This window comes from Sinomonas sp. P10A9 (genome assembly GCF_041022165.1).
Lineage (GTDB): Bacteria > Actinomycetota > Actinomycetes > Actinomycetales > Micrococcaceae > Sinomonas > Sinomonas puerhi.
Genome location: NZ_CP163302.1, coordinates 3,033,188 through 3,056,286, shown reverse-complemented (window position 1 = coordinate 3,056,286; position 23,099 = coordinate 3,033,188). Strand labels below are relative to the sequence as shown.

14 protein-coding genes are annotated in these 23,099 nt (G+C 68.0%); 12 read left to right on the top strand and 2 right to left on the bottom strand.

The features are described from left to right. Positions 1–133 precede the first annotated feature (133 nt). The 10 genes from rplA (at position 134) to rplL (ending at position 12,897) form a co-directional block, all read left to right on the top strand. Positions 134–841: a 50S ribosomal protein L1 gene (gene rplA, locus AB5L97_RS13970; protein ID WP_369045092.1), complete on the top strand. Its 708-nt coding sequence runs from the start codon at positions 134–136 to the stop codon at positions 839–841. Positions 842–957: 116 nt separating this feature from the next. Next, positions 958–2,064, top strand: coding sequence for a GNAT family N-acetyltransferase (locus AB5L97_RS13965; protein WP_369045091.1), 1,107 nt, complete (start codon positions 958–960; stop codon positions 2,062–2,064). Further along, a complete protein-coding gene (locus AB5L97_RS13960) occupies positions 2,061–3,188 on the top strand; it encodes a hypothetical protein (RefSeq protein ID WP_369045090.1) in 1,128 nt (375 codons plus the stop codon). Before AB5L97_RS13965 ends, AB5L97_RS13960 begins: the two co-directional genes overlap by 4 nt. Before the next feature lie 85 nt (positions 3,189–3,273). After that, on the top strand, positions 3,274–7,005 hold the full coding sequence (locus AB5L97_RS13955) for a nitrate reductase subunit alpha (protein WP_369045089.1): 3,732 nt from the start codon (positions 3,274–3,276) through the stop codon (positions 7,003–7,005). Between the two features lie 28 nt (positions 7,006–7,033). After that, positions 7,034–8,707: a nitrate reductase subunit beta gene (gene narH / locus AB5L97_RS13950; protein ID WP_307955619.1), complete on the top strand. Its 1,674-nt coding sequence runs from the start codon at positions 7,034–7,036 to the stop codon at positions 8,705–8,707. Further along, on the top strand, positions 8,694–9,368 hold the full coding sequence (gene narJ / locus AB5L97_RS13945) for a nitrate reductase molybdenum cofactor assembly chaperone (RefSeq protein ID WP_369045088.1): 675 nt from the start codon (positions 8,694–8,696) through the stop codon (positions 9,366–9,368). Before narH ends, narJ begins: the two co-directional genes overlap by 14 nt. Further along, entirely contained in the window at positions 9,368–10,117 is a 750-nt protein-coding gene (gene narI / locus AB5L97_RS13940) for a respiratory nitrate reductase subunit gamma (RefSeq protein ID WP_307955621.1), read from the top strand. Before narJ ends, narI begins: the two co-directional genes overlap by 1 nt. Positions 10,118–10,290: 173 nt before the next feature. Next, the gene (locus AB5L97_RS13935) at positions 10,291–11,442 is read left to right on the top strand and encodes an MFS transporter (RefSeq protein ID WP_369045087.1); all 1,152 of its coding nucleotides are present in this window, start codon (positions 10,291–10,293) and stop codon (positions 11,440–11,442) included. Between the two features lie 395 nt (positions 11,443–11,837). After that, positions 11,838–12,443, top strand: coding sequence for a 50S ribosomal protein L10 (rplJ, locus tag AB5L97_RS13930; RefSeq protein ID WP_369045086.1), 606 nt, complete (start codon positions 11,838–11,840; stop codon positions 12,441–12,443). Positions 12,444–12,519: 76 nt separating this feature from the next. Then, entirely contained in the window at positions 12,520–12,897 is a 378-nt protein-coding gene (rplL, locus tag AB5L97_RS13925; RefSeq protein ID WP_307955623.1) for a 50S ribosomal protein L7/L12, read from the top strand. Positions 12,898–13,030: 133 nt separating this feature from the next. Here rplL and AB5L97_RS13920 read toward each other — a convergent pair whose 3' ends face one another. Both AB5L97_RS13920 and AB5L97_RS13915 read right to left on the bottom strand, forming a co-directional pair. Then, complete coding sequence (locus AB5L97_RS13920) at positions 13,031–13,606, bottom strand: aminoacyl-tRNA deacylase (RefSeq protein ID WP_369045085.1); 576 nt, start codon at positions 13,604–13,606, stop codon at positions 13,031–13,033. A 3-nt stretch (positions 13,607–13,609) separates the two neighbouring features. Further along, positions 13,610–14,812 (bottom strand): acetyl-CoA C-acetyltransferase, encoded by a 1,203-nt coding sequence (locus tag AB5L97_RS13915; RefSeq protein ID WP_307955625.1) that lies wholly within the window; start codon positions 14,810–14,812, stop codon positions 13,610–13,612. A gap of 411 nt (positions 14,813–15,223) precedes the next feature. Here AB5L97_RS13915 and rpoB point away from each other — a divergent pair, with 411 nt between their 5' ends. Together rpoB and AB5L97_RS13905 are read left to right on the top strand one after the other, a co-directional pair. Beyond that, entirely contained in the window at positions 15,224–18,724 is a 3,501-nt protein-coding gene (rpoB, locus tag AB5L97_RS13910) for a DNA-directed RNA polymerase subunit beta (RefSeq protein WP_307955626.1), read from the top strand. A gap of 60 nt (positions 18,725–18,784) precedes the next feature. Continuing rightward, positions 18,785–22,684, top strand: a complete 3,900-nt coding sequence (locus AB5L97_RS13905; RefSeq protein WP_307955627.1) for a DNA-directed RNA polymerase subunit beta' — start codon at positions 18,785–18,787, stop codon at positions 22,682–22,684. Positions 22,685–23,099: the final 415 nt, after the last annotated feature.

Genomic DNA, 23,099 nt, shown 5'->3' with positions numbered 1-23,099 from the left:
CTGAGTCCCTCGAAGCGGGGTTCCGACCCCACTATCGGGCGGTCACCACACGGGACCGCCACTTGAAGAAGTACGTGGCAGGGCCGAGCGCGGCCCACAATGACCACACCTGCACAAGGAGATCAAGAGCAGCATGGCAAAGCGCAGCAAGGCATACGAGGCAGCGGCCGCGAAGATCGAGGCCGGGAAGTTCTACGCTCCCGCCGAGGGCGTGGCCCTCGCCAAGGAGATCAACCCGTCGAAGTCGGAGGCCACCGTCGAGGTCGCGTTCCGCCTCGGCGTCGACCCCCGCAAGGCGGACCAGATGGTCCGTGGTACGGTCAACCTCCCGCACGGCACGGGCAAGACCGCCCGCGTCGTCGTGTTCGCGACCGGCGACAAGGCCGCGGCCGCTGAGGCCGCCGGTGCAGACGTCGTCGGCTCCGATGACCTCATCGAGCGCATCCAGGGCGGGTGGACGGACTTCGACGCCGCCGTCGCCACCCCGGAGCTCATGGGCAAGGTCGGCCGCCTCGGCAAAATCCTCGGCCCCCGCAACCTCATGCCGAACCCCAAGACCGGCACGGTGACCCCGGACGTCGCGAAGGCCGTCACGGACATCAAGGGTGGCAAGATCGACTTCCGCGTCGACAAGCACTCGAACCTGCACTTCATCATCGGCCGGACCTCCTTCGACGCCCGCCAGCTGGCCGAGAACTACGCGGCTGCTCTCGAAGAGGTGCTCCGCCTCAAGCCCTCCGCTTCGAAGGGCCGCTACATCACGAAGGCGACCGTCGCCACGACGTTCGGCCCGGGCATCCCGGTTGACCCGAACGCTACCAAGGTCATCCTCGAGGGCTGATCCAGCCCCGACGGCAGTACCGCTGAAGAGCCTCCTCCCGCTGCGGGAGGGGGCTCTTCTGCCGTCCGGGCCCGCGTTCCACGGGCGCCCGCGGGTGTCGCACTAGACTTGCGCCCATGAGCGCTGAGCACCGCGTTCAGCGGTTGCGCCTGCCCGCGAGCCTTGAGGGGCCGGAGGCCGCTGAGTTCATGGAGTTCTCGCAGCTCGCGGATGCCGTTCAGCGGCAGATCTGGGGGCACGAGGACCGCTGCTCCCCGCCTGAGTACCGCCTGCGGGTATGGCGGGATTCCGCCTACGACTCGTCTGCGCTGTTCTTCGTCTGCGAGGGCGGCCGCATGGTGGGCCGGGCGATCTGCCGGACCCCGCTCAAGGAGGACCTCAACCGGGCCACAGTGCACGTCGAGGTGCTCGACATGGCCTCGGGACGGGGCATCGGCCGCCTCCTTGCCGCCACGGTGGCCGAGGAGGCCGCGCGCCGCGGCCGTACCCTTCTGGACACCTTCACCGAGCATCCTGTGGGCTCGGTGCACGCGGAGGGGCCGTCCGACGCCGTCGTGCCCTCGACGGGCACCGGCACGCTCCCCGCCCGCGACCGATCCGTCCGCTTCGCGCGGGCGGCCGGCTTCTCGCTGAGCCAGGTGACCCGTTTCAGCGAGGTGGTGCTGCCCGAGGAGGGCTCGGAGCACGACGCCGTGTGGGCGGCACTCGAGGCGGCCGCGACCGCCAGGGCGGCGGCCGACTACGACCTCCTGCTCTGGCAGGGGGTCCCGCCAGAGCACCGGGGAGGCATGGCGGAGCTGTTCGCGCGCATGTCCGTCGATGCGCCCCAGGGCGAGGATGTCTACGAGCCCGCCGTCTGGGACGCAGCGCGTGTCGCGGCCCTGGACGGCCTGCTCGCTGAGGGAGGGACCACGCCTCTGTACGCGGTGGCGCGGCACCGGGCGAGCGGTCAGCTTGCGGCCTACACGGTCCTGTGGATCAGGCGCGGCAAGGAGGAGGTCGGGGATCAGGACGACACGCTCGTGCGGATCGGGCACCGCGGCCACTCCCTCGGGATGTGGATCAAGCTCGCCAACCTCGCCCAGTACCGCGCGCGGTTCCCCAGTGCGCGCAAGGTCGTGACGTCCAACGCCGAGGAGAACGTGCACATGCTCGCAATCAACGAGGCCCTCGGCTTCAGGCCGGCGGGGTACGACGGCGAGTGGTACCGGAGGCTTGCGTGAGCCGGGACGCCGGGCCCGACCACAGGCGCCGCACGCCCGGCGACCGGCTGGGGGAGCCGATGACGGCGACCGCCGTCGAGGCGCACGCCCTCCTCGCGGCATTTGCGGCCGTCCTCCTGGGCCTTGCGGTGGCACTTGCGGCCTTCGCCGGCCGCCGTCCGGCACTTTCCGGCGACCACGGCGTGGGGGACGTCGCGGCGCTCGTGGCCGGATTCGCCGCTCTCCTGGCCTGCGCTGTCGCCTACCGCCGCTCCTATGCGGAGCCCGACCGGAGATGGCTCGCCGAGCGGGCCCTATGGAGGCGGCTGCTCGGCCTGGTCGCACTCGCGTTCGCGCACGCAGCCATCGCGTTCATGGTGACGTGGGCGAGCTTCCAGATCTTCCAGCGGGCTTTCAGCGGCGTCACGCTCGACGCGTTCGCGGCGGCACTCCTGACCTCGCTCGCGGGCGCGCTCGCCTCCTACGCTGCCTATCAGTCCGGCTCGCGCATGGACAGCTATGCGCTCTCGAACCTCATTGCCACATTCCTGGCTGCCGGGGTCCTGACCTCGATGGTCACGACCAACCGCTCCGACTGGTGGCAGGTCAACATGAGCGTGCTCGGAGCGGCCGACTATGGGGTCTCCCTCGCGTTCAACGGAACGCTCGTGACGGCTGGCGCCGTGATTGCGCTGCTCGCCGAGTACATGACCCGCGACGTGCGGGCGCTCGACCTCTACCGCGAGCATGCGGGCGTCGTGCTGGCCCGGAACCGTGAGGCCGTTCTGGTGGCGTGCATCGCCGCCATCGGCGCGTTCCTTGCGGCTACCGGGCTCGTGGCGGTGGACCTCTCCATTCCGGTGCACAACTCGATGGCCACGGCCATGACCGCCGTCTACACCCTGCTCGTGCTCCGCGCGCACGCATGGCTTCCCGGGCTCAGCCGGACGTTCTACCTCGCCGGCTACTTCATGCTGGCGGGGGCGGTCCTCTCGGTCATGATGTGGTGGCCGCTCGGGTACTACAACATGACCGCGATGGAGCTCGTCGTCGCGGGGGACATCCTAGCGTGGCTCGTGCTGTTGACGAGGAATGTCGCGGCCGCCGTCGAGGATGCGCGTCGGCTTGAGGACCCGCTTTCCTAAAACTGGTATCGAATTAGAGCAAATTTGTGTGCCCTAGGGACTTATGGCCTTCCCTCGGCGATCCTCCGATTCTTAGAGTGTGCCCATGGCAGCCGGACCGATCCGCTCAGGACTCGATGGAAGCGCTTCAGACGCGATGCTCGCGATGGGGCGCTTCTTCACACGATGGGAGGAGACGGACGATGGGCGTGCCGTCTTCCGCGAGGGCGGACGGGCCGGTGACGTGTTCTACCGGGACCGGTGGAGCCATGACAAGGTGGTCCGCTCGACCCATGGCGTGAACTGCACGGGGTCCTGTTCGTGGAAGGTGTACGTCAAGGACGGCATCATCACGTGGGAGTCGCAGCAGACCGACTATCCGTCCGTCGGACCGGACCGTCCGGAATACGAGCCGAGGGGCTGCCCGCGGGGTGCCGCCTTCTCGTGGTACACGTACTCGCCGACGCGCGTGCGCTACCCCTACGTGCGAGGCGTGCTGCTCGAGATGTACCGCGAGGCGAAGCACCGCCTCGGGGACCCGGTGCAGGCCTGGGCCGACGTCGTCTCGGACCCGGAGCGTCGGCGACGCTACCAGCAGGCGCGCGGCAAGGGCGGGCTCGTCCGCGCGAGCTGGAACGAGGCCGTCGAGATGGCCGCGGCCGCCCATGTCCACACGATCAAGACCTACGGGCCGGACCGCTGCTCTGGCTTCTCTCCCATCCCGGCCATGTCGATCGTGAGCCACTGCGTGGGTACGCGGTTCATCCAGCTCATCGGCGGCGTCATGACGAGCTTCTACGACTGGTACGCCGACCTGCCCGTGGCAAGCCCCCAGGTGTTCGGCGACCAGACCGACGTCCCGGAGTCGGGGGACTGGTGGGACTCGACCTACCTCATGATGTGGGGATCGAATGTCCCGGTGACCCGTACGCCGGATGCCCACTGGATGACCGAGGTGCGCTACCGGGGCACGAAGGTCGTCGTCGTGAGCCCGGACTACGCGGACAGCACCAAGTTCGCCGACGAGTGGATGGCGCCGCAGGCCGGTACCGATGCGGCGCTCGCGATGGCCATGGGCCACGTGATCCTCAAGGAGTTCTACCTCGACCGCGAAGTGCCGTTCTTCACCGACTTCGCGAAGCGCTACACGGACCTGCCGTTTCTCATCACGCTGGTCCCCTCGCAGGACGGCGCGGGGCTCGTGCCGGGCAAGTTCCTCACCGCCGCAGACCTTCCGGGGCAGGAGGGCCAGGCCGACGCCGCGTGGAAGACGGTCCTGCTCGACTCGGCCACGGGGGAGCCCGTGGTCCCGAACGGATCGATCGGCTTCCGGTACAACTCCTCCGACGAGGGCCGCTGGAACCTCGATCTGGGCAGTGTCGACCCGCTGCTCTCCGCGGCCGACGGCGGCGGGGTCGCCCCGCCGTCGCGCGTCGCCGAAGTGATGCTCCCGTGCTTCGAAGCCGCGGACGGCTCCGGATCGGTGCTGCGCCGCGGTGTCCCCGTGCGCGAGGTGGGCGGCAGGACCGTCACGACGGTGTTCGACCTCATGCTGGCCCAGTATGGCGTGGCCCGTCCCGGCCTGCCGGGGGAGTGGCCCACTGGCTATGAGGATGCAAGCACCCCTTACACCCCGGCCTGGCAGGAAGGCATCACCAACGTTCCCGTCGCCCAGTGCCTCCGGGTCGCCCGCGAGTTCGCCCGCAACGCCGAGGAGTCCAACGGCCGGTCCATGGTGATCATGGGCGCCGGCATCTGCCAGTGGTTCCACGGCGACGTTACGTATCGCTCGGTCCTCTCCCTGCTGCTTCTGACGGGCTCGATGGGACGCAACGGCGGGGGATGGGCCCACTACGTAGGCCAGGAGAAGACCCGCCCGCTCACGGGCTGGGTCTCGCTGGCGAACGGACTCGACTGGTCGCGGCCGCCGCGCACGATGACGGGTACCTCGTACTGGTACATGCACACCGGCCAGTGGCGCAACGACGGCTACTCCGCCTCGTCCCTCGCTTCGCCGCTGGCCGAGGGCAACCTCGACGGCATGCATACGGCGGACGCCATCGCGCAGTCGGCCCGGCTCGGCTGGATGCCTTTCTACCCCCAGTTCAACCGCAGCCCGCTCGAGGTCGCCGACGAGGCCCACGAGGCCGTCGCGGCCGGGGCCGCGGAGACTGAGGCCGCCTACGTCGCTGCACAGCTCAAGGCCGGCGCCCTTACCGCCGCGGTCGACGACGTCGACGCCCCCGAGAACTGGCCCCGGACGCTCGTGCTGTGGCGCTCGAACCTTCTCGGATCGTCCGCGAAGGGCAATGAGTACTTCCTCAAGAACCTCCTCGGGACGCACCACAACGTCATGGGGAACGAGGCCGAGCCGGGCATGCCGCACCCGCGGGACGTGGCGTGGCGCGAGGAGACGCCGGAGGGCAAACTCGACCTGCTGATGTCTGCGGACTTCCGCATGACGTCCACGACGCTCCTCTCCGACATCGTGTTCCCCGCCGCGACCTGGTACGAGAAGCACGATCTCTCATCCACCGACATGCACCCCTACGTGCATGCTTTCAGCCCCGCGATCGATCCGCCGTGGGAGACGAAGACGGACTTCGAGATGTTCCACCTGCTCGCGCAGGAGCTGTCCAAGCAGGCCCGCAACCACCTCGGGGTCCGGCGAGACCTCGTCACGGTGCCGCTCCAGCACGACACGCCGGGACAGATCGCCCAGCCCGGCGGCGTCGTGCGTGACTGGCGGGACGCGGACGTCCCGGCCATCCCGGGCGTGACCATGCCGCAGGTGACCGTCGTGGAACGCGACTACACAGCCATCGCCGAGAAGCTTGCGGCCATCGGTCCCCTCGCCCGTGAGAAGGGGTTCACGGTCAAGAACGTGACGTTCGAGCTCGGGCACACACTCGACCGGCTCGCGGGCGCGAACGGCGTCATGTCCCACGGCGTCGCAGCGGGCCTGCCGGCGATCGACACGGACGCGAAGCTCGCCGAGGCGGTCCTCGCCTTCTCGGGAACGACCAACGGCGAACTCGCCGTGCAGGGCTTCCGCCAGCTCGAACGCCGCACGGGCCGCCGCCTCGCAGACCTCGCCGAGGGCTCGGAGGAGAAGCTGATCCGGTTCGCGGACACCCAGGCCGCCCCGGTCCCCGTCATCACGAGCCCCGAATGGTCGGGGTCCGAGACCGGTGGTCGGCGGTACGCGCCGTTCACCATCAACGTCGAACGCCTCAAGCCCTGGCACACGCTCACCGGGCGGATGCACTTCTTCCTCGACCACGACTGGATGCGGGATCTGGGCGAGGCGCTGCCGATCTACCGGCCGCCGCTGGACATGCACCGGCTCTTCGGCGAACCCCGGCTCGGGCAGAACGGCATGGAGGTCACGGTGCGGTTCCTCACCCCGCACAGCAAGTGGTCCATCCACTCCGAGTACCAGGACAACCTGTTCATGCTCTCGCTCTCGCGGGGCGGCCCGACGTGCTGGATGAGTTCCGAGGACGCTGCCGCAATCGGCGTCGAGGACAACGACTGGATCGAATGCGTCAACGCCAACGGCGTGTTCGTGGGGCGCGCGATCGTGAGCCACCGCATGCCGGCCGGCGTCGTGTATGTGTACCACGCCCAGGAGCGCACGATCGACGTCCCGAAGTCGGAGGCCACGGGACGGCGCGGCGGCATCCACAACTCGGCCACCCGGCTCCTGGTGAAGCCGACGCACCTCATCGGCGGTTACGCGCAGCTCTCGTACGCGTTCAACTATCTCGGCCCGACGGGCAACCAGCGAGACATGGTCAGCACCATCCGCAAGCGTTCGCAGGAGGTCACGTACTGATGGGAACTCTCCACCGGAAGGCAGTCTCATGAGGGTCATGGCCCAAGTGGGTATGGTGATGAACCTCGACAAGTGCATCGGGTGCCACACGTGCTCGGTGACCTGCAAGCAGGCCTGGACCAACCGCGCGGGCACCGAGTACGTGTGGTTCAACAACGTCGAGACCCGCCCTGGTCAGGGCTACCCCCGCAGGTACGAGGACCAGGAGCGCTGGCGCGGCGGGTGGGAACTGAACCGGCGCGGACGCCTCCGGCTCAAGGGCGGGGGCCGGGTCAAGAAGCTCCTCGGGATCTTCGCGAGCCCGGTCCAACCCGAGCTCAAGGACTACTACGAGCCCTGGACCTACGACTACAAGACGCTCATCGAGGCCCCGCTCGGCGATGACTTCCCGGTGGCCCGGCCCAAGTCCCTCATCACGGGCGAGGACACGAAGATCACGTGGAGTGCGAACTGGGACGACGATCTCGGCGGCTCCATGCAGAACGGCGAACTCGATCCGATCGTTGAGAAGCTCCGCCGGGAGTCGAACGAGAAGATCAAGTTCGAGTTCGAGCAGACGTTCATGTTCTACCTCCCGCGCATCTGCGAGCACTGCCTCAACCCCTCCTGCATGGCCTCGTGCCCCTCAGGGGCTATCTACAAGCGGGCCGAGGACGGGATCGTGCTGGTGGACCAGGACCGCTGCCGTGGCTGGCGCCAATGCATCACGGGCTGCCCGTACAAGAAGATGTACTTCAACCACAAGAGCGGCAAGGCCGAGAAATGCACGTTCTGCTACCCGCGCATTGAAATCGGCCTGCCGACCGTCTGCTCCGAGACCTGCGTGGGCCGCCTGAGGTACCTCGGCATCTTCCTCTACGACGTCGACGCGGTGACCGCGGCGGCGTCGACCCCCGATCCGAAGGACCTCTACCGCGCCCAGCTCGACCTCCTGCTCGATCCGAACGACCCCGACGTGATTGCAGCGGCCCGCCGCGACGGGATCCCCGAGGACTGGCTCGACGCCGCTCGGCGCTCGCCGATCTACAAGCTGGCCAAGGTCTACCAAGTGGCCCTGCCGCTGCATCCCGAGTACCGGACCATGCCGATGGTCTGGTACATCCCGCCGCTGTCCCCGATCGTGGACCTCCTCAGCAGCCAGGGCCACGATGCGGAAGACGCCGGTACCCTCTTCGGAGCCATCGACGCCCTCCGGATTCCCTCCGAGTACCTCGCCGAGCTGTTCACCGCGGGAGACACCGGCATCATCGACGGCGTGCTGCGGCGCCTCGCCGCGATGCGCGCCTACATGCGCGGAATATCGCTCGGGACAGGCACCGACGAGTCGATCGCCGAGGGCGTCGGGCTGGATGGACAGACGATCCAGGAGATGTACCGGCTCATGGCGATCGCGAAGTACAGCGATCGCTACGTGATCCCGAAGGCCCACGTCGAGCAGGCTCACAACCTCGAGGAGATGGGCTGCTCCCTCGACTTCGAGGACGGCCCCGGAATGTACCCGTCGGACGTGTTCGGCGAGGGCAGCGGCAAGCCCGTACCGGTGGCGGTCGAGACCTTCCACGCGCTCAAGCAGCGTCAGACGTCGGGAGGCGAGGCGCAGCCGGGCTCCCTGCGCGGGCGCGTCAACCTGCTGAACTGGGACGGTCGCGGTGTGCCGGACGGCCTGTTCCCGACGAACGGGGGCGGCGATGCGGGGGACTGAACCGCGCAACCGTGTCCTGTACGCAGCGGCCGCCGTACTCCTCGACTATCCGGACGTGCGGGTCCGCGGACTGCTCCCCACGCTGCGGGCCGCGCTCGCAGAGCAGGCTGGTCCGCTGCCGCGGCTCCTTGAGGCGACCGCGGCTCAGATAGCGGACGACGACGAGCCGGTCGCCTGCCGCCGCTACGTGGACACGTTCGACCTCTCGCGACGGCACGCCCTGCACCTTTCCTACTGGACAGACGGGGACACGCGCCGCCGCGGAGAGACCCTCGGGCGGTTCAAGCAGCGGTACCGCGACAGCGGCTGGCTCGTGGACCTCGGCGGTGAACTCCCCGACTTCCTTCCGCTCGTCCTCGAGTTCACCGCGCGGGTGGACTATGCAGTCGGCCGCTCGCTCCTTGCGGAGTACCGCGCGAGCCTCGAGCTGCTGCGGATCGAGCTGGCCGCTGATGCGCCCGTCTATGCGCCCGTCCTCGAGGCGGTCTGCGGCACGCTGCCGGGCCCCTCGCCCACGAGCCGTGCAGAGGCCATGGCGCTCGCGGGCCCGCCCGTCGAGCAGGTGGGCCTCGAGCCCTTCGACCCCCGGCTCCTGCCGCTTGCGGAGGCCACGCCGCCGCAGAACCGGAGCGGCCGCACTGTGACTCAAGGAGCGCACTGATGGACGTCCTGCTGTGGGGCGTTGCCCCGTACCTCATGGTGCTGATCCTCATCGGCGGCAGTATCTGGCGCTACCGGTTCGACCAGTTCGGCTGGACCACGCGCTCGTCCCAGCTGTACGAGTCCAGACTCCTCCGGATCGCCTCGCCGATGTTCCACTACGGCCTCGTGTTCGTCGTCGCTGGGCACTTCGTGGGACTCGTGATCCCGAAGTCCTTGACCGATGCCGTGGGCATGTCGGAGGCGCTGTACCACGCCCTCGCGCTCTCCGTCGGCCTCATCGCGGGCGTCTCGACGCTGCTGGGCATTGTCCTGCTCGTCATCCGCCGACGGCGGACCGGCCCGGTGTTCATGGCCACGACCCGGAACGACAAGGCGATGTACGTCTTCCTCGTCGGGGCCATCGCGCTCGGTGTGTGGACCACCCTCGTGAGCGCCGCGCAGCCCTCCAACACGGCCTTCGACTACCGCGAGACCGTGAGCCCCTGGTTCCGATCGCTCTTCGTGCTGCAGCCGGACGTCGCCTCGATGGCTGCCGCGCCGATGGAGTTCAAGTGGCACACGGTCGTGGGAATGATCCTGTTCGCGATGTGGCCGTTCACGCGGCTCGTGCACGCCCTGACGGCACCGTTCCACTACCTGTTCCGTCCCTACATCGTCTACCGCACGCGCGACGAGGGCGCGGCGCCGGGCGCCCGCGAGGTTCGCCGAGGCTGGGAGACCACCGGCACGCGTGACCGCGACCATTGAGCCAAGCAGCACTGAGCACCTGAGCACCCATCCCCAGGCCAGGAGGACCCGTGAGCACCGCACCCGACCCTAGATCCCGCCGAGCTGCCGGCCCTGCGGCAGCCGCCACGGGTGATCCCGCGGCATCCCACCCGGGGGCCGCCCGCAACCTCACTCTCGCGACCCTGGCCTCCGTGGTGGGCTTCTGGGGCTGGACCGTGATTGCGCCCCTCGGCACGCGCTATGCGCATGATCTGGGACTCAACGCGGCGCAGACGGGTGCACTCGTTGCCATGCCCGTCCTCGTCGGCGCGGTAGGCCGCGTGCCCGTGGGTGTTCTGACCGACAAGTTCGGTGGAAGGCGGCTCCTGACCGTCATCCTTCTGCTGACTGCACCCCTCGTCTTGCTCATCGCGCTCGCGGGCAGCCTGAAGTCGTATGCGCTCCTGCTCGTCGTCGGCTTCTTCCTCGGAGTGGCGGGCACAGTGTTCACGGCCGGCATCCCCTTCTCTGCGGCGTGGTACCCGAAGAGCAGACAGGGCTTCGCAACAGGGATCTTCGGGATGGGCATGGGAGGCACGGCGCTCTCGGCGTTCCTGACGCCGCGGTTGGTCACCTCGATCGGGTACTGGCAGACCCACATCATCGTTGCTGCCCTCCTCCTGATCATGGCGGCGGTCGTGTTCTTCTTCATGCGCGAATCGCCGACCTGGACACCGGTCACCTCCGGGAGCTTCGGCAAGCTCGTGAACGCCGCGAAGATGGCGGTCACGTGGCAGCTCTGTTTCCTCTACGCCGTGGTGTTCGGCGGGTTCGTCTCCTTCAGCACGTACCTTCCCACCTACCTGCGGGACATCTACAGCTTCGACCTCACCTCGGCCGGCACGCGCACGGCAGGCTTCGCGCTCGCGGCGGTCATCGCCCGCCCGATCGGCGGGATCATCGCCGACCGGATCGGGTCGAAGCTGGTCGTGGTCGTTGCGCTCATCGGCGTCTCTGGCCTCGCGTTCGTCGTGAATTCCCAGCCCTCCGGAGAGGTCGCCACCGGACTCACGTTCCTTGCGATGGCCGCATCCCTCGGGCTCGGCACGGGCGGCGTGTTCGCATGGGTCGGCAAGCAGGCCCCTCCCGGAACTGTCGGCGCCGTGACGGGCGTGGTGAGCGCTGCGGGCGGACTGGGCGGCTACTTCCCGCCGCTCGTCATGGGTGCCACGTACAATGCCCAGGAGCACTCCTACGCGATCGGGCTGCTGCTTCTGGCCGCGACTGCCCTGGTGGCACTTGTCCTGGCCCTCTTGATGGGCCGCAGGCGCGCGCAGGCTGCGGCAGGACGCGCGCCGGCCTGACACCTCACGCGACGCACGACGTCGGCGGGCTGGTCGCCGCCGGTGAGTCACCGACGTCGTGCGCGTCCCGGGCGGCGGAACGTAGCCCGGTCCGCCTCTCGGGCCCCCTCCGCCCGGCCCCGGTCCAGCCCGCCTGATCGGACGCGCTTCGATTTGGCGTGCTGGGCATCGTCGCGTACTGTTGAAGGACCAAAGACCGCCGGTCGATGGATGGTGCGTGCCGATAAGCGGTACGCGTCTCCACCGAAGGTCCCCGAGCATGGGGCGGCCTGCGCAGGTGAACTGAGCGAACGCTCGCGGCCTACAAGCCCGAATGCCACGCCCCGTGCATCTGCGCGGGGCGTTTCACGTTCCCGGGACCGCCCCCACCGGCACTGTTCCCCGGAAGGAGGGTTATGGCAACGCCTAACAAGGTGGCAGCTGTCGAGGAGATCACCAAGGATTTCCAGGAGTCGAACGCTGCAGTCCTGACCGAATACCGCGGGCTCACCGTCGCCCAGCTCAAGAAGCTGCGTCGTTCGCTCGGCACCGAGAACAAGTTCTCGGTCGTCAAGAACTCCTTGACCGCCATCGCCGCGAAGGAGGCCGGCGTCGATGCGTTCGACGGCCAGCTTGCCGGACCGACCGCGATTGCGTTCATCAAGGGTGACGCCGTTGCGGCTGCCAAGAGCCTGACCGACTTTGCCAAGGACAACAAGCAGCTGGTCATCAAGACCGGCTTCTTCGAGGGCAAGGCGCTCGACGCGAGCGCCGTTGCTGCCCTTGCGGCACTGGAGTCCCGCGAGCTGCAGCTCGCCAAGGTTGCCGGCATCCTCAAGGCCCCCATGGCCGCGGCTGCGCGCACCATCGACGCACTGCGTCTCAAGCTCGAGGAGGAGGGTGGCGCTCCGGCTGCCGCCGACGCTCCCGCTGCTGAGGAGGCCACCGCGCAGGAGGCTGTGGCTCCGGCCGAAGCACCTGAGGCTCCGGCCGCCGCCGAGGCCCCCGCCGAAGAGAACTGATTCTCTTCCACCCACCCCCACTCTCGGTGCGCCGCTGCACGACGGCGGAGCACCACCTAGCGAAAGGACGCCAATCATGGCGAAGCTCACCCAGGACGAGCTGATCGAGGCCTTCAAGGAGCTCACGATCATCGAGCTCTCCGAGTTCGTGAAGAAGTTCGAGGAGGTCTTCGAGGTCACCGCTGCTGCGGTTGCCGTCGCGGGCCCCGCCGGCGGCGCCGAGGCTGCTGCCGAGGAAGAGCAGACTGCCTTCGACGTCATCCTCGAGGCTGCTGGCGACAAGAAGATCGCGGTCATCAAGGAGGTGCGCTCCCTCACGTCCCTCGGTCTCAAGGAGGCCAAGGACCTCGTCGACGCCGCCCCCAAGGCCGTCCTCGAGGGCGCGACCAAGGAAGCTGCCGAGAAGGCCAAGGAGGTCCTCGAGGCCGCCGGTGCCAGGGTCACCCTCAAGTAGGTTCCCCGCTTCACCCGGAGCCCCGGCTCCTGCGAAGGGCCCCGCAACCGTCTACGACGGATGCGGGGCCTCTTCCGTGTGGAAGGGATCGTTCACGAACGGTGCGCTGCGGCGCCAGCTGTCGGAGCGGGCGTCAGGCGGGGTCGCTGATGTCCGCGACGGACGCCCCGAGGGCTGCGAACAGCTGCCCCGAATCGACGAACGCACTGCGCCCGTGGACACCTGCGCCGAGCGAGATGCGCCCCGAGATCGACGAGTCCGCCCACACCGGCCACGCGGTCGTAGACCCGAGCGGGGTAATGGTGCCGCGCTCGTAGCCCGTCGCCTCGAGAGCCACCCCGGCCGGAGGCATGGACAGCTTGTTGACGCCGACGAGCTTTCGGAGCTTGGGCCAGGAGATCTGCCGGTCGCCGGGAATCAGCGCGAACAGGAACGAGCCGTCCGAGCGCTTCACCACGAGCGACTTCACGATGTCCCGTGGCTCGATCCCCAGATTGGCGGCCGCCTCTTCGAGGCTGTGCGCCCGGCCCCTCTCGGCCACCTCGACCTCGACGCCGCGCGCCTTGGCGTCGGCGAGGAATCGCGCATGGCCATCGGTGGGCTCGCCATCGCCGGGGGCGCCCGACGCCGGTCCCGCACCCCGCGCGGGAGCCGCGCCTCGAGCCGCACCCGGCCCGGCGCCGTCGTGCGCCACGTCGTCGTCGTTCACGGGTCAGTCCCTGTAGAGGAGGAGCGCCTCGCCCTGACCGCCGCCGCCGCACAGCGACACGGCGGCCTTGCCCGAACCGCGGCGGGCGAGCTCGTGGGCCGCGTGGCCAGCGAGCCGGGCCCCAGAGGCGCCGATCGGGTGGCCGAGTGCGATCGCGCCGCCGTGGATGTTGCACTTCTCGAGCGAGTAGTGCAGGTCCTTGAGGGACTGCACGGCCACGGAGCCGAAGGCCTCGTTGATCTCGATGAAGTCGAGGTCCTCAGTGGTCCACCCGGCACGCGAGAGCGCCTGCTGGATGGCGTGGGAAGGCTGCGAGTGCAGCGAGTTGTCGGGGCCGGCAACCTGGCCCGGCTTCCCCACCACGGCGAGCCAGGGCAGCCCGTGCTCCTCGGCGTAGGCGCGGGTCGTCACCACGAGGGCCGCGGCGCCGTCGGAGAGGGGAGAGGAGTTGCCTGCGGTGATCGTGCCGTCGGAGGCGAAGGCCGCCCTCAGCGGTGCGAGGGTCTCGAGCGAGGTGCCGGGGCGGACGCCCTCGTCCTCGGTCAGCGTGATCGGATCGCCCTTGCGCTGCTTCACAACGATGGGCGCGATCTCGCCCTCGAACACGCCCTCCTTCTGCGCGATCGCGGCGCGCACGTGCGAGGCCACCGCGACCTCGTCCTGGGACTTGCGGTCGATCCCGAGGGTCAGGTTCTTCGCCTCGGTGGACAGGCCCATGGACTGTCCGTCGAAGGCGTCCGTGAGGCCGTCATGCGCCGCGACGTCGAGCGCGCCGACAGTTCCGTAGGTCCAGCCCTGGCGGGAGCCGGGAAGGACGTGCGGCGCGCGGGACATGGACTCCTGACCGCCCGCCACGACGACCGTCGCCTCGCCCGAGCGGATGAGCCGCGCGGCGTCGATCACTGCGGTGAGCCCCGAGAGGCACACCTTGTTGATGGTCACGCACGGGACGTTCCAGCCCACTCCCGCGGCGACGGCGCTCTGCCTGGCGGGGTTCTGGCCTGCACCGGCCTGCAGGACCTGGCCCATGATGACGGCGTCGACCGCGTCGGCTCCGATGCCCGCCTGGGCGATCGCCGCGGTGATGGCGTGAGCCCCGAGGTCCACCGCGCTGAACGAGACGAGCTGCCCGTTGAGCCGACCCAGCGGGGTCCGCGCGGCGGACAGGATGACAACATCATTGTTGCCGGAAGCACCGTTGCTCATGGATCTCTCCTTTGATCTCCTGTGCATCAGGCTACAGCCCAACCACCTCTCTGCGACCGGCGCATCCCTCTGTGATACCTCTGTGCTATCGGCGCACCCGCGCTATCGGCGCACCCGCTCGCGGCCTGTCCCCCGGGTGTACAGTGTTGCTCGCGGTTTGCCTCCGGCGACTCGTTGAGATTGCCCCTCCGGGGTCGTCTCCGAGGAGACACTTGACCGGGGACGGAGTCTGCGGTAGACACGTGCGCCCATCTGCGGTATGGTGATTCTTTGCGTTCTCCCTTTAACCGTTGCCTTCATATAGCGGTGGGCTCTCGGGACGGCAATCACGGTCAACTGAACAAGTTGGGTGGGTCTTGCCTTGTCTGGGGAGGGTGCGGACAATCCTGAAGGTCTGTGGAAGGATCCCTCTTGGTCGCCTCGAGCACCTCTGAAACCCAAACCGCTACCACCGACGGTGCAAACCGTCGGCTCTCATTCGCAAAGATTCACGAACCGCTGGACGTTCCGAATCTTCTGGCCCTCCAGACCGAGAGCTTCGACTGGCTCGTAGGGAACGAGCGCTGGCAGGCCCGCGTTGTCGAGGCCCAGGCGAAGAACGATGACAGTGTGGCGACGACGTCCGGCCTTGCCGACATCTTCGAGGAGATCTCCCCGATCGAGGACTTCCAGGGCACGATGTCCCTGAGCTTCTCCGATCCCGAGTTCGCCGACCCGAAGTTCACGATGGCGGAGTGCAAGGACCGGGACGCTACGTACTCGGCCCCGCTGTACGTCAAGGCCGAGTTCATGAACAACAACACGGGCGAGATCAAGCAGCAGACCGTCTTCATGGGTGATTTCCCGCTCATGACCGACAAGGGCACGTTCGTTGTCAACGGCACCGAGCGTGTCGTGGTCTCGCAGCTCGTGCGTTCCCCGGGTGCCTACTTCGAGCGCACCGCGGACAAGACGAGCGACAAGGACATCTACACCGCGAAGATCATCCCGTCGCGCGGTGCGTGGTTCGAGCTCGAGATCGACAAGCGTGACCAGGTCGGCGTCCGCCTCGACCGCAAGCGCAAGCAGTCGGTCACGGTGCTGCTCAAGGCGCTCGGCTGGACCGAGGGCCAGATCCTCGAGGAGTTCGGCGAGTACGACTCGATGCGCGCGACGCTCGAGAAGGACACGACCGAGACGCGCGAGGACGCACTCCTCGACATCTACCGCAAGCTCCGCCCGGGCGAGCCGCCGACGGTCGACGCCGCGCAGGCCCTTCTGGACAACCTGTACTTCAACGTCAAGCGCTACGACCTGGCCAAGGTCGGCCGCTACAAGGTCAACCGCAAGCTCGGCATCGACCGCCCGCTCTCGGACCCCGAGGCGTCGATCCTCCATATCGAGGACGTCGTCGCCATGATCAAGTTCCTCGTCGCGCTCCACGCCGGCGAGAAGACGATCAAGGGCACCCGCGACGGCGAGGAGGTCGACGTCCGCGTCGAGGTCGACGACATCGACCACTTCGGCAACCGCCGCATCCGTGCCGTAGGCGAGCTCATCGAGAACCAGGTCCGCACGGGCCTGTCCCGTATGGAGCGCGTTGTCCGCGAGCGCATGACCACGCAGGACGTCGAGGCCATCACGCCCCAGACCCTCATCAACATCCGCCCGGTGGTCGCTGCGATCAAGGAGTTCTTCGGAACCTCCCAGCTCTCGCAGTTCATGGACCAGAACAACCCGCTCTCGGGCCTGACCCACAAGCGCCGCCTCTCGGCGCTCGGCCCCGGCGGACTCTCCCGCGACCGCGCCGGCATGGAGGTCCGTGACGTCCACCCGTCGCACTACGGCCGCATGTGCCCCATCGAGACCCCTGAAGGCCCGAACATCGGGTTGATTGGCTCGCTCGCTTCGTACGGCCGCATCAACCCGTTCGGCTTCATCGAGACGCCGTACCGCAAGGTGACCGACGGCGTCGTCAGCGACGAGGTCGACTACCTCACGGCCGACGACGAGGCCGAGGTCCAGATCGCCCAGGCGAACTCGCCCCTGAACGAGGATGGCTCCTTTGCCGAGGAGACGGTCCTCGTCCGCCAGCGCGGCGGCGGCGGCGAGCCCGTGCTTGTCCCGGCCGACGAGGTCGAGTACATGGACGTCTCCCCGCGCCAGATGGTGTCCGTGGCCACGGCCCTCATCCCGTTCCTCGAGCACGACGACGCCAACCGCGCCCTCATGGGTGCGAACATGCAGCGCCAGGCCGTGCCGCTCGTACGTTCCGAGGCGCCGTTCGTTGGCACCGGCATGGAGCGCGCCGCCGCAGTGGATGCGGGCGACGTCGTCGTGGCCAAGAAGGCCGGCGTCGTCACCGAGGTCTCCGCGGACCTCGTCGTCATGCTCAACGATGACGGCACCGAGACGAACTACCGCATCAGCAAGTTCTCCCGGTCGAACCAGGGCAACTGCTACAACCACCGTGTGCTCGTGAACGAGGGCGACCGTCTCGAACTCGGCGGCATCATCGCCGACGGGCCCGCGACGGATCAGGGCGAGCTCGCGCTCGGCCGGAACCTCCTCGTCGCGTTCATGTCGTGGGAGGGCCACAACTTCGAGGACGCGATCATCCTCTCCCAGCGCCTCGTGGCCGAGGACGTGCTGTCCTCGATCCACATCGAGGAGCACGAGATCGACGCCCGCGACACGAAGCTGGGCGCCGAGGAGATCACCCGCGACATCCCCAACGTGTCCGAGGAGGTGCTCGCGCAGCTCGATGAGCGCGGCATCATCCACATCGGCGCCGAGGTCGAGGCCGGCGACATCCTGGTCGGCAAGGTCACCCCGAAGGGCGAGACCGAGCTGACTCCCGAGGAGCGCCTCCTGCGCGCAATCTTCGGCGAGAAGTCCCGCGAGGTCCGCGACACGTCCCTCAAGGTTCCGCACGGCGAGTCCGGCACCGTGATCGGCGTCCGCGTGTTCGACCGTGACAATGACGACGACCTCCCCCCGGGTGTCAACCAGCTCGTCCGCGTCTACGTGGCTGCCAAGCGCAAGATCACGGACGGCGACAAGCTCGCCGGCCGCCACGGCAACAAGGGCGTCATCTCGAAGATCCTGCCGATCGAGGACATGCCGTTCCTCCCGGACGGGACCCCTGTTGACGTCGTCCTCAACCCGCTCGGCGTCCCCGGCCGCATGAACGTGGGCCAGGTCCTCGAGCTGCACTTGGGCTGGATTGCCAAGACGGGCTGGAAGATCGAGGGCGAGCCCGAGTGGATCCAGAACCTGCCGAAGATGCCGCGCGAGGTGGGCCCGAACCAGAACCTGGCGACGCCGGTGTTCGACGGCGCCCGCGAGGAGGAGATCACCGGTCTCCTCGACTCGACGAACGTCACGCGTGACGGCCAGCGGCTCATTGGCTCGTCCGGCAAGGCCCAGCTCTTCGACGGCCGCTCCGGCGAGCCGTTCCCGGACCCGGTCTCGGTGGGCTACATGTACATCCTGAAGCTCCACCACCTTGTCGACGACAAGATCCACGCCCGCTCCACCGGCCCGTACTCGATGATCACCCAGCAGCCGCTCGGTGGTAAGGCGCAGTTCGGCGGCCAGCGCTTCGGCGAGATGGAGGTGTGGGCGCTCGAGGCCTATGGCGCGGCGTACACGCTCCAGGAGCTCCTGACGATCAAGTCGGATGACATCCACGGCCGTGTCAAGGTCTACGAGGCGATCGTCAAGGGCGAGAACATCCCCGAGCCGGGCGTTCCGGAGTCCTTCAAGGTCCTCATCAAGGAAATGCAGTCGCTGTGCCTGAACGTGGAGGTCCTCTCCACCGACGGCGCGACGATCGAGATGCGTGACGCCGACGATGCAGTCTTCACTGCTGCGGAGGAACTGGGCATCGACCTCTCCCGCGACGAGCCCAGCTCCGTCGAAGAGGTCTGATCCCTCCGCCACCACCGGCAGCAGCAAAGACTTTAGAGACACGAGAGATAAGGGACCACATTGTCCAACGAATCCTCCTTCGGCTTCATGCAGATCGGCCTCGCGACTGCGGACGACATCCGTACCTGGTCGCACGGTGAGGTCAAGAAGCCGGAAACCATCAACTACCGCACGCTCAAGCCCGAGAAGGACGGACTCTTCTGCGAGAAGATCTTCGGCCCGTCCCGTGACTGGGAGTGCTACTGCGGCAAGTACAAGCGCGTGCGCTTCAAGGGCATCATCTGCGAGCGCTGTGGCGTTGAGGTGACCCGCGCCAAGGTCCGTCGCGAGCGGATGGGACACATCGAGCTCGCCGCGCCCGTGACGCACATCTGGTACTTCAAGGGTGTTCCGTCGCGCCTCGGGTACCTCCTTGACCTGGCCCCGAAGGACCTTGAAAAGGTCATCTACTTCGCGGCCTACATGATCACCAAGGTCGACGACGAGCGCCGCCACGAGCAGCTGCCCAACCTCCAGGCCGAGCACGACCTCGAGCGCAAGCGCCTCGTGGACACCCGCGACTCCGACATCGCGGCGGTGGCCCGCGACCTCGAAGGCGACCTCGCCAAGCTCGAGGGCGAGGGTGCCAAGGCAGCCGACAAGAAGAAGGCCCGCGACGTCGCCGACAAGACGATGGCGACCATCCGCAAGCGCGCGGATGCCGACATCGAGCGCCTCGAGGCCGTCTGGGATCGCTTCAAGAACCTCAAGGTCGCCGACCTCGAGGGCGACGAGGCGCTCTACCGCGAGCTCCGTGACCGCTACGGCATGTACTTCGAGGGCTCGATGGGCGCCGAGGCGATCCAGAAGCGCCTGCAGTCGTTCGATCTGGATGCCGAGGCGGAGCTGCTCCGCGACATCATCCAGAACGGCAAGGGCCAGCGCAAGACCCGTGCGCTCAAGCGCCTCAAGGTCGTCAACGCGTTCCTGACCACGGACAACAAGCCCACGGGCATGGTCCTCGACGCCGTTCCGGTGATCCCGCCGGAGCTGCGCCCGATGGTCCAGCTCGACGGCGGCCGCTTCGCGACGTCCGACCTGAACGACCTGTACCGCCGCGTGATCAACCGCAACAACCGCCTCAAGCGCCTGCTTGACCTCGGTGCGCCGGAGATCATTGTCAACAACGAGAAGCGCATGCTCCAGGAGGCTGTGGACTCGCTGTTCGACAACGGCCGCCGTGGCCGTCCGGTGACGGGTCCGGGCAACCGCCCGCTCAAGTCGCTCTCGGACATGCTCAAGGGCAAGCAGGGCCGGTTCCGCCAGAACCTGCTCGGCAAGCGCGTGGACTACTCGGGCCGTTCGGTCATCGTCGTCGGCCCGCAGCTCAAGCTGCACCAGTGCGGTCTGCCGAAGCAGATGGCGCTCGAGCTGTTCAAGCCGTTCGTCATGAAGCGGCTCGTGGACCTCAACCACGCCCAGAACATCAAGAGCGCCAAGCGGATGGTGGAGCGCTACCGCCCGCAGGTGTGGGACGTACTCGAGGAGATCATCACCGAGCACCCGGTGCTGCTCAACCGTGCACCTACCCTGCACCGTCTCGGCATCCAGGCGTTCGAGCCGCAGCTCGTCGAGGGCAAGGCCATCCAGCTGCACCCGCTCGTGTGCGCGGCGTTCAACGCCGACTTCGACGGCGACCAGATGGCTGTGCACCTGCCGCTGAGCCCCGAGGCCCAGGCCGAGGCGCGCATCCTCATGCTCTCCTCGAACAACATCCTCAAGCCGTCGGACGGCCGCCCGGTCACCCTGCCCTCGCAGGACATGATCATCGGCCTGTACCACCTCACCACCAAGCGTGAGGGCGCCGTCGGCGAGGGCCGTGTGTTCTCCTCGGTGGCCGAGGCGATCATGGCGCACGATGCCCGCGAGCTGCACCTCAACTCGAAGGTCCGGATCCGCCTCGAGGGCTTCGTGCCCTCGGCCGAGCGTCCGGCCCCCGAGGGCTGGGAGCCCGGCACGCCGGCGCTCGTGGAGACCTCGCTCGGTCAGGTTGTCTTCAACCAGACGCTGCCCGAGGACTACCCGTGGGTCGAGGCCGTTGCGGACAAGGGCCAGCTCTCCAAGATCGTCAACGACCTCGCGGAGCGCTACCCGAAGGTCGTCGTCGCGGCGACGCTCGACAACCTCAAGGACGCGGGCTTCCACTGGGCCACGCGTTCGGGCGTCACGGTGGCGATCTCCGACATCGCCGTCCCCGAGGCCAAGCCGGCCATCCTGGCCGGCTACGAGGATCGTGCCGCGAAGATCCAGAGCCAGTACGACAAGGGCCTGATCGATGACGAGGAGCGCCGCTCCGAGCTCATCGAGATCTGGGACAAGGCGACCAACGAGATCGCTGCGGTCATGCGGGAGTCCATCCCGAAGATGAACACCATCAACCGCATGGTCTCCTCTGGCGCCCGTGGTAACTGGATGCAGGTCCGTCAGATCGCCGGCATCCGTGGCCTCGTGGCCAACCCGAAGGGCGAGATCATCCCGCGCCCGATCAAGTCCTCGTACCGCGAGGGCCTCTCGGTCCTCGAGTACTTCATCGCGACGCACGGTGCCCGCAAGGGTCTGGCCGATACGGCTCTCCGTACGGCCAACTCGGGCTACCTGACGCGTCGTCTGGTGGACGTGTCCCAGGACGTGATCGTGCGTGAGGACGACTGCGGCACCGAGCGCGGCCTCATGGTCACGATCGCGACGGCGGACCACAACGGCGAGCTCGTCCATGACGAGAACGTCGAGAACACGGCCTACACGCGGACCCTTGCGGTCGACGTCACCGACTCCGAGGGCAACGTCCTCGCGGAGGCCGGCGCCGACCTCGGCGATGTGCTCATCAACGAGCTCATCGACTCCGGCATCACGGAGATCCGAGTCCGCTCGGTGCTCACGTGCGAGTCGGCGGTCGGTACGTGCGCGAAGTGCTACGGCCGTTCGCTGGCCTCGGGCAAGCTCGTGGACATCGGCGAGGCCGTGGGCATCATCGCCGCGCAGTCCATCGGCGAGCCCGGCACGCAGCTGACCATGCGTACCTTCCACACCGGTGGCGCCGTCTCGGCGTCCGGCGGCGAGGACATCACCCAGGGTCTGCCCCGTATCCAGGAGCTCTTCGAGGCCCGTACCCCGAAGGGTGTGGCCCCGATCTCCGAGGCGGCTGGCCGCATCACGGTCGAGGACACCGAGAAGCAGCTTCGGCTCGTGCTGACGCCGGACGACGGCACCGAGGAGATCGCCTACCCGGTCTCCCGCCGGTCCCGTCTCCTCGTCGAGGACGGCGAGCGCGTCGAGGTCGGGCAGAAGCTCGTCAACGGCCCGGTCGATCCGAAGCAGGTCCTGCGCATCCAGGGCCCGCGCGAGGCGCAGAAGTTCCTCGTCGACGAGGTCCAGGGTGTGTACCGCAGCCAGGGCATCGGCATCCACGACAAGCACGTGGAGGTCATCGTCCGCCAGATGCTGCGCCGCGTCACGGTCATCGAGTCCGGCGACACGGACCTGCTGCCGGGCGAGCTCGCCGAGGGCCGCCGCTACCGCGACGAGAACCGCCGCGTGGTGTCCGAGGGCAAGAAGCCGGCCTCCGGCCGTCCCGAGCTCATGGGCATCACCAAGGCGTCGCTCGCCACGGAGTCCTGGCTCTCGGCCGCGTCCTTCCAGGAGACCACCCGCGTCCTCACGCAGGCGGCTATGGAGGGCAGGAGCGATCCGCTGCTGGGCCTCAAGGAGAACGTCATCATCGGCAAGCTCATCCCGGCCGGTACCGGTCTTCCCCGGTACACGGACATCACGGTCGAGCCCACCGAGGAGGCCAAGGCGACGCTCTTCACCGGTCCGAGCGCGTTCAGCGACTTCGCCTACGATCCGCTGAACGGCGACGGCGTCCAGGAGTTCCACGCGATCCCCCTGGACGACTACGACCTCGGCGGCGACTACCGCTGAGTTCGTAGCGTTCATAGCGTTAACGGCGCACGCGCCTCGTGCGCACGACGGCGGCCGGTACCCTTCGCGGGGTGCCGGCCGCCGGCGTCTGCCCGCCTCGCCTCGCCTCGGCTGGCTCCCGCGGCAAGGGAGTGCACGGCGTTCGGCGAGGGCCGCCGTCGTGCGCCGTTTTCAGTCGGAGACCACGGCCGTGATAGGCTTTCTTCGATTGTTTCTGTGTGGCAATGGATGAAGGCCGTCAGATTGGACGCGTCCGCGCGGCGATGACGGGGCCTGTTTCCGGGTTGCGGGGTTGGTGCGCAACGGATGCCACACTTTTGCACGCCTACGGTTGGTTGCCCGCGGAAGTGCGAAGCAACCGACAGCGTCTACCGAATCCCCGACAGGGGCCCGCGTCGGCGAAAGTTCAACGAAG

What these genes read in the sequence shown, in the direction of transcription:
- rplA (WP_369045092.1), top strand. Translation starts at nt 134, where the DNA reads ATGGCAAAGCGCAGCAAGGCATACGAGGCAGCGGCCGCGAAGATCGAG.
- AB5L97_RS13965 (WP_369045091.1), top strand. Translation starts at nt 958, where the DNA reads ATGAGCGCTGAGCACCGCGTTCAGCGGTTGCGCCTGCCCGCGAGCCTT.
- AB5L97_RS13955 (WP_369045089.1), top strand. Translation starts at nt 3,274, where the DNA reads ATGGCAGCCGGACCGATCCGCTCAGGACTCGATGGAAGCGCTTCAGAC.
- narH (WP_307955619.1), top strand. Translation starts at nt 7,034, where the DNA reads ATGAGGGTCATGGCCCAAGTGGGTATGGTGATGAACCTCGACAAGTGC.
- narJ (WP_369045088.1), top strand. Translation starts at nt 8,694, where the DNA reads ATGCGGGGGACTGAACCGCGCAACCGTGTCCTGTACGCAGCGGCCGCC.
- narI (WP_307955621.1), top strand. Translation starts at nt 9,368, where the DNA reads ATGGACGTCCTGCTGTGGGGCGTTGCCCCGTACCTCATGGTGCTGATC.
- rplJ (WP_369045086.1), top strand. Translation starts at nt 11,838, where the DNA reads ATGGCAACGCCTAACAAGGTGGCAGCTGTCGAGGAGATCACCAAGGAT.
- rplL (WP_307955623.1), top strand. Translation starts at nt 12,520, where the DNA reads ATGGCGAAGCTCACCCAGGACGAGCTGATCGAGGCCTTCAAGGAGCTC.
- AB5L97_RS13915 (WP_307955625.1), bottom strand. Translation starts at nt 14,812, where the DNA reads ATGAGCAACGGTGCTTCCGGCAACAATGATGTTGTCATCCTGTCCGCC.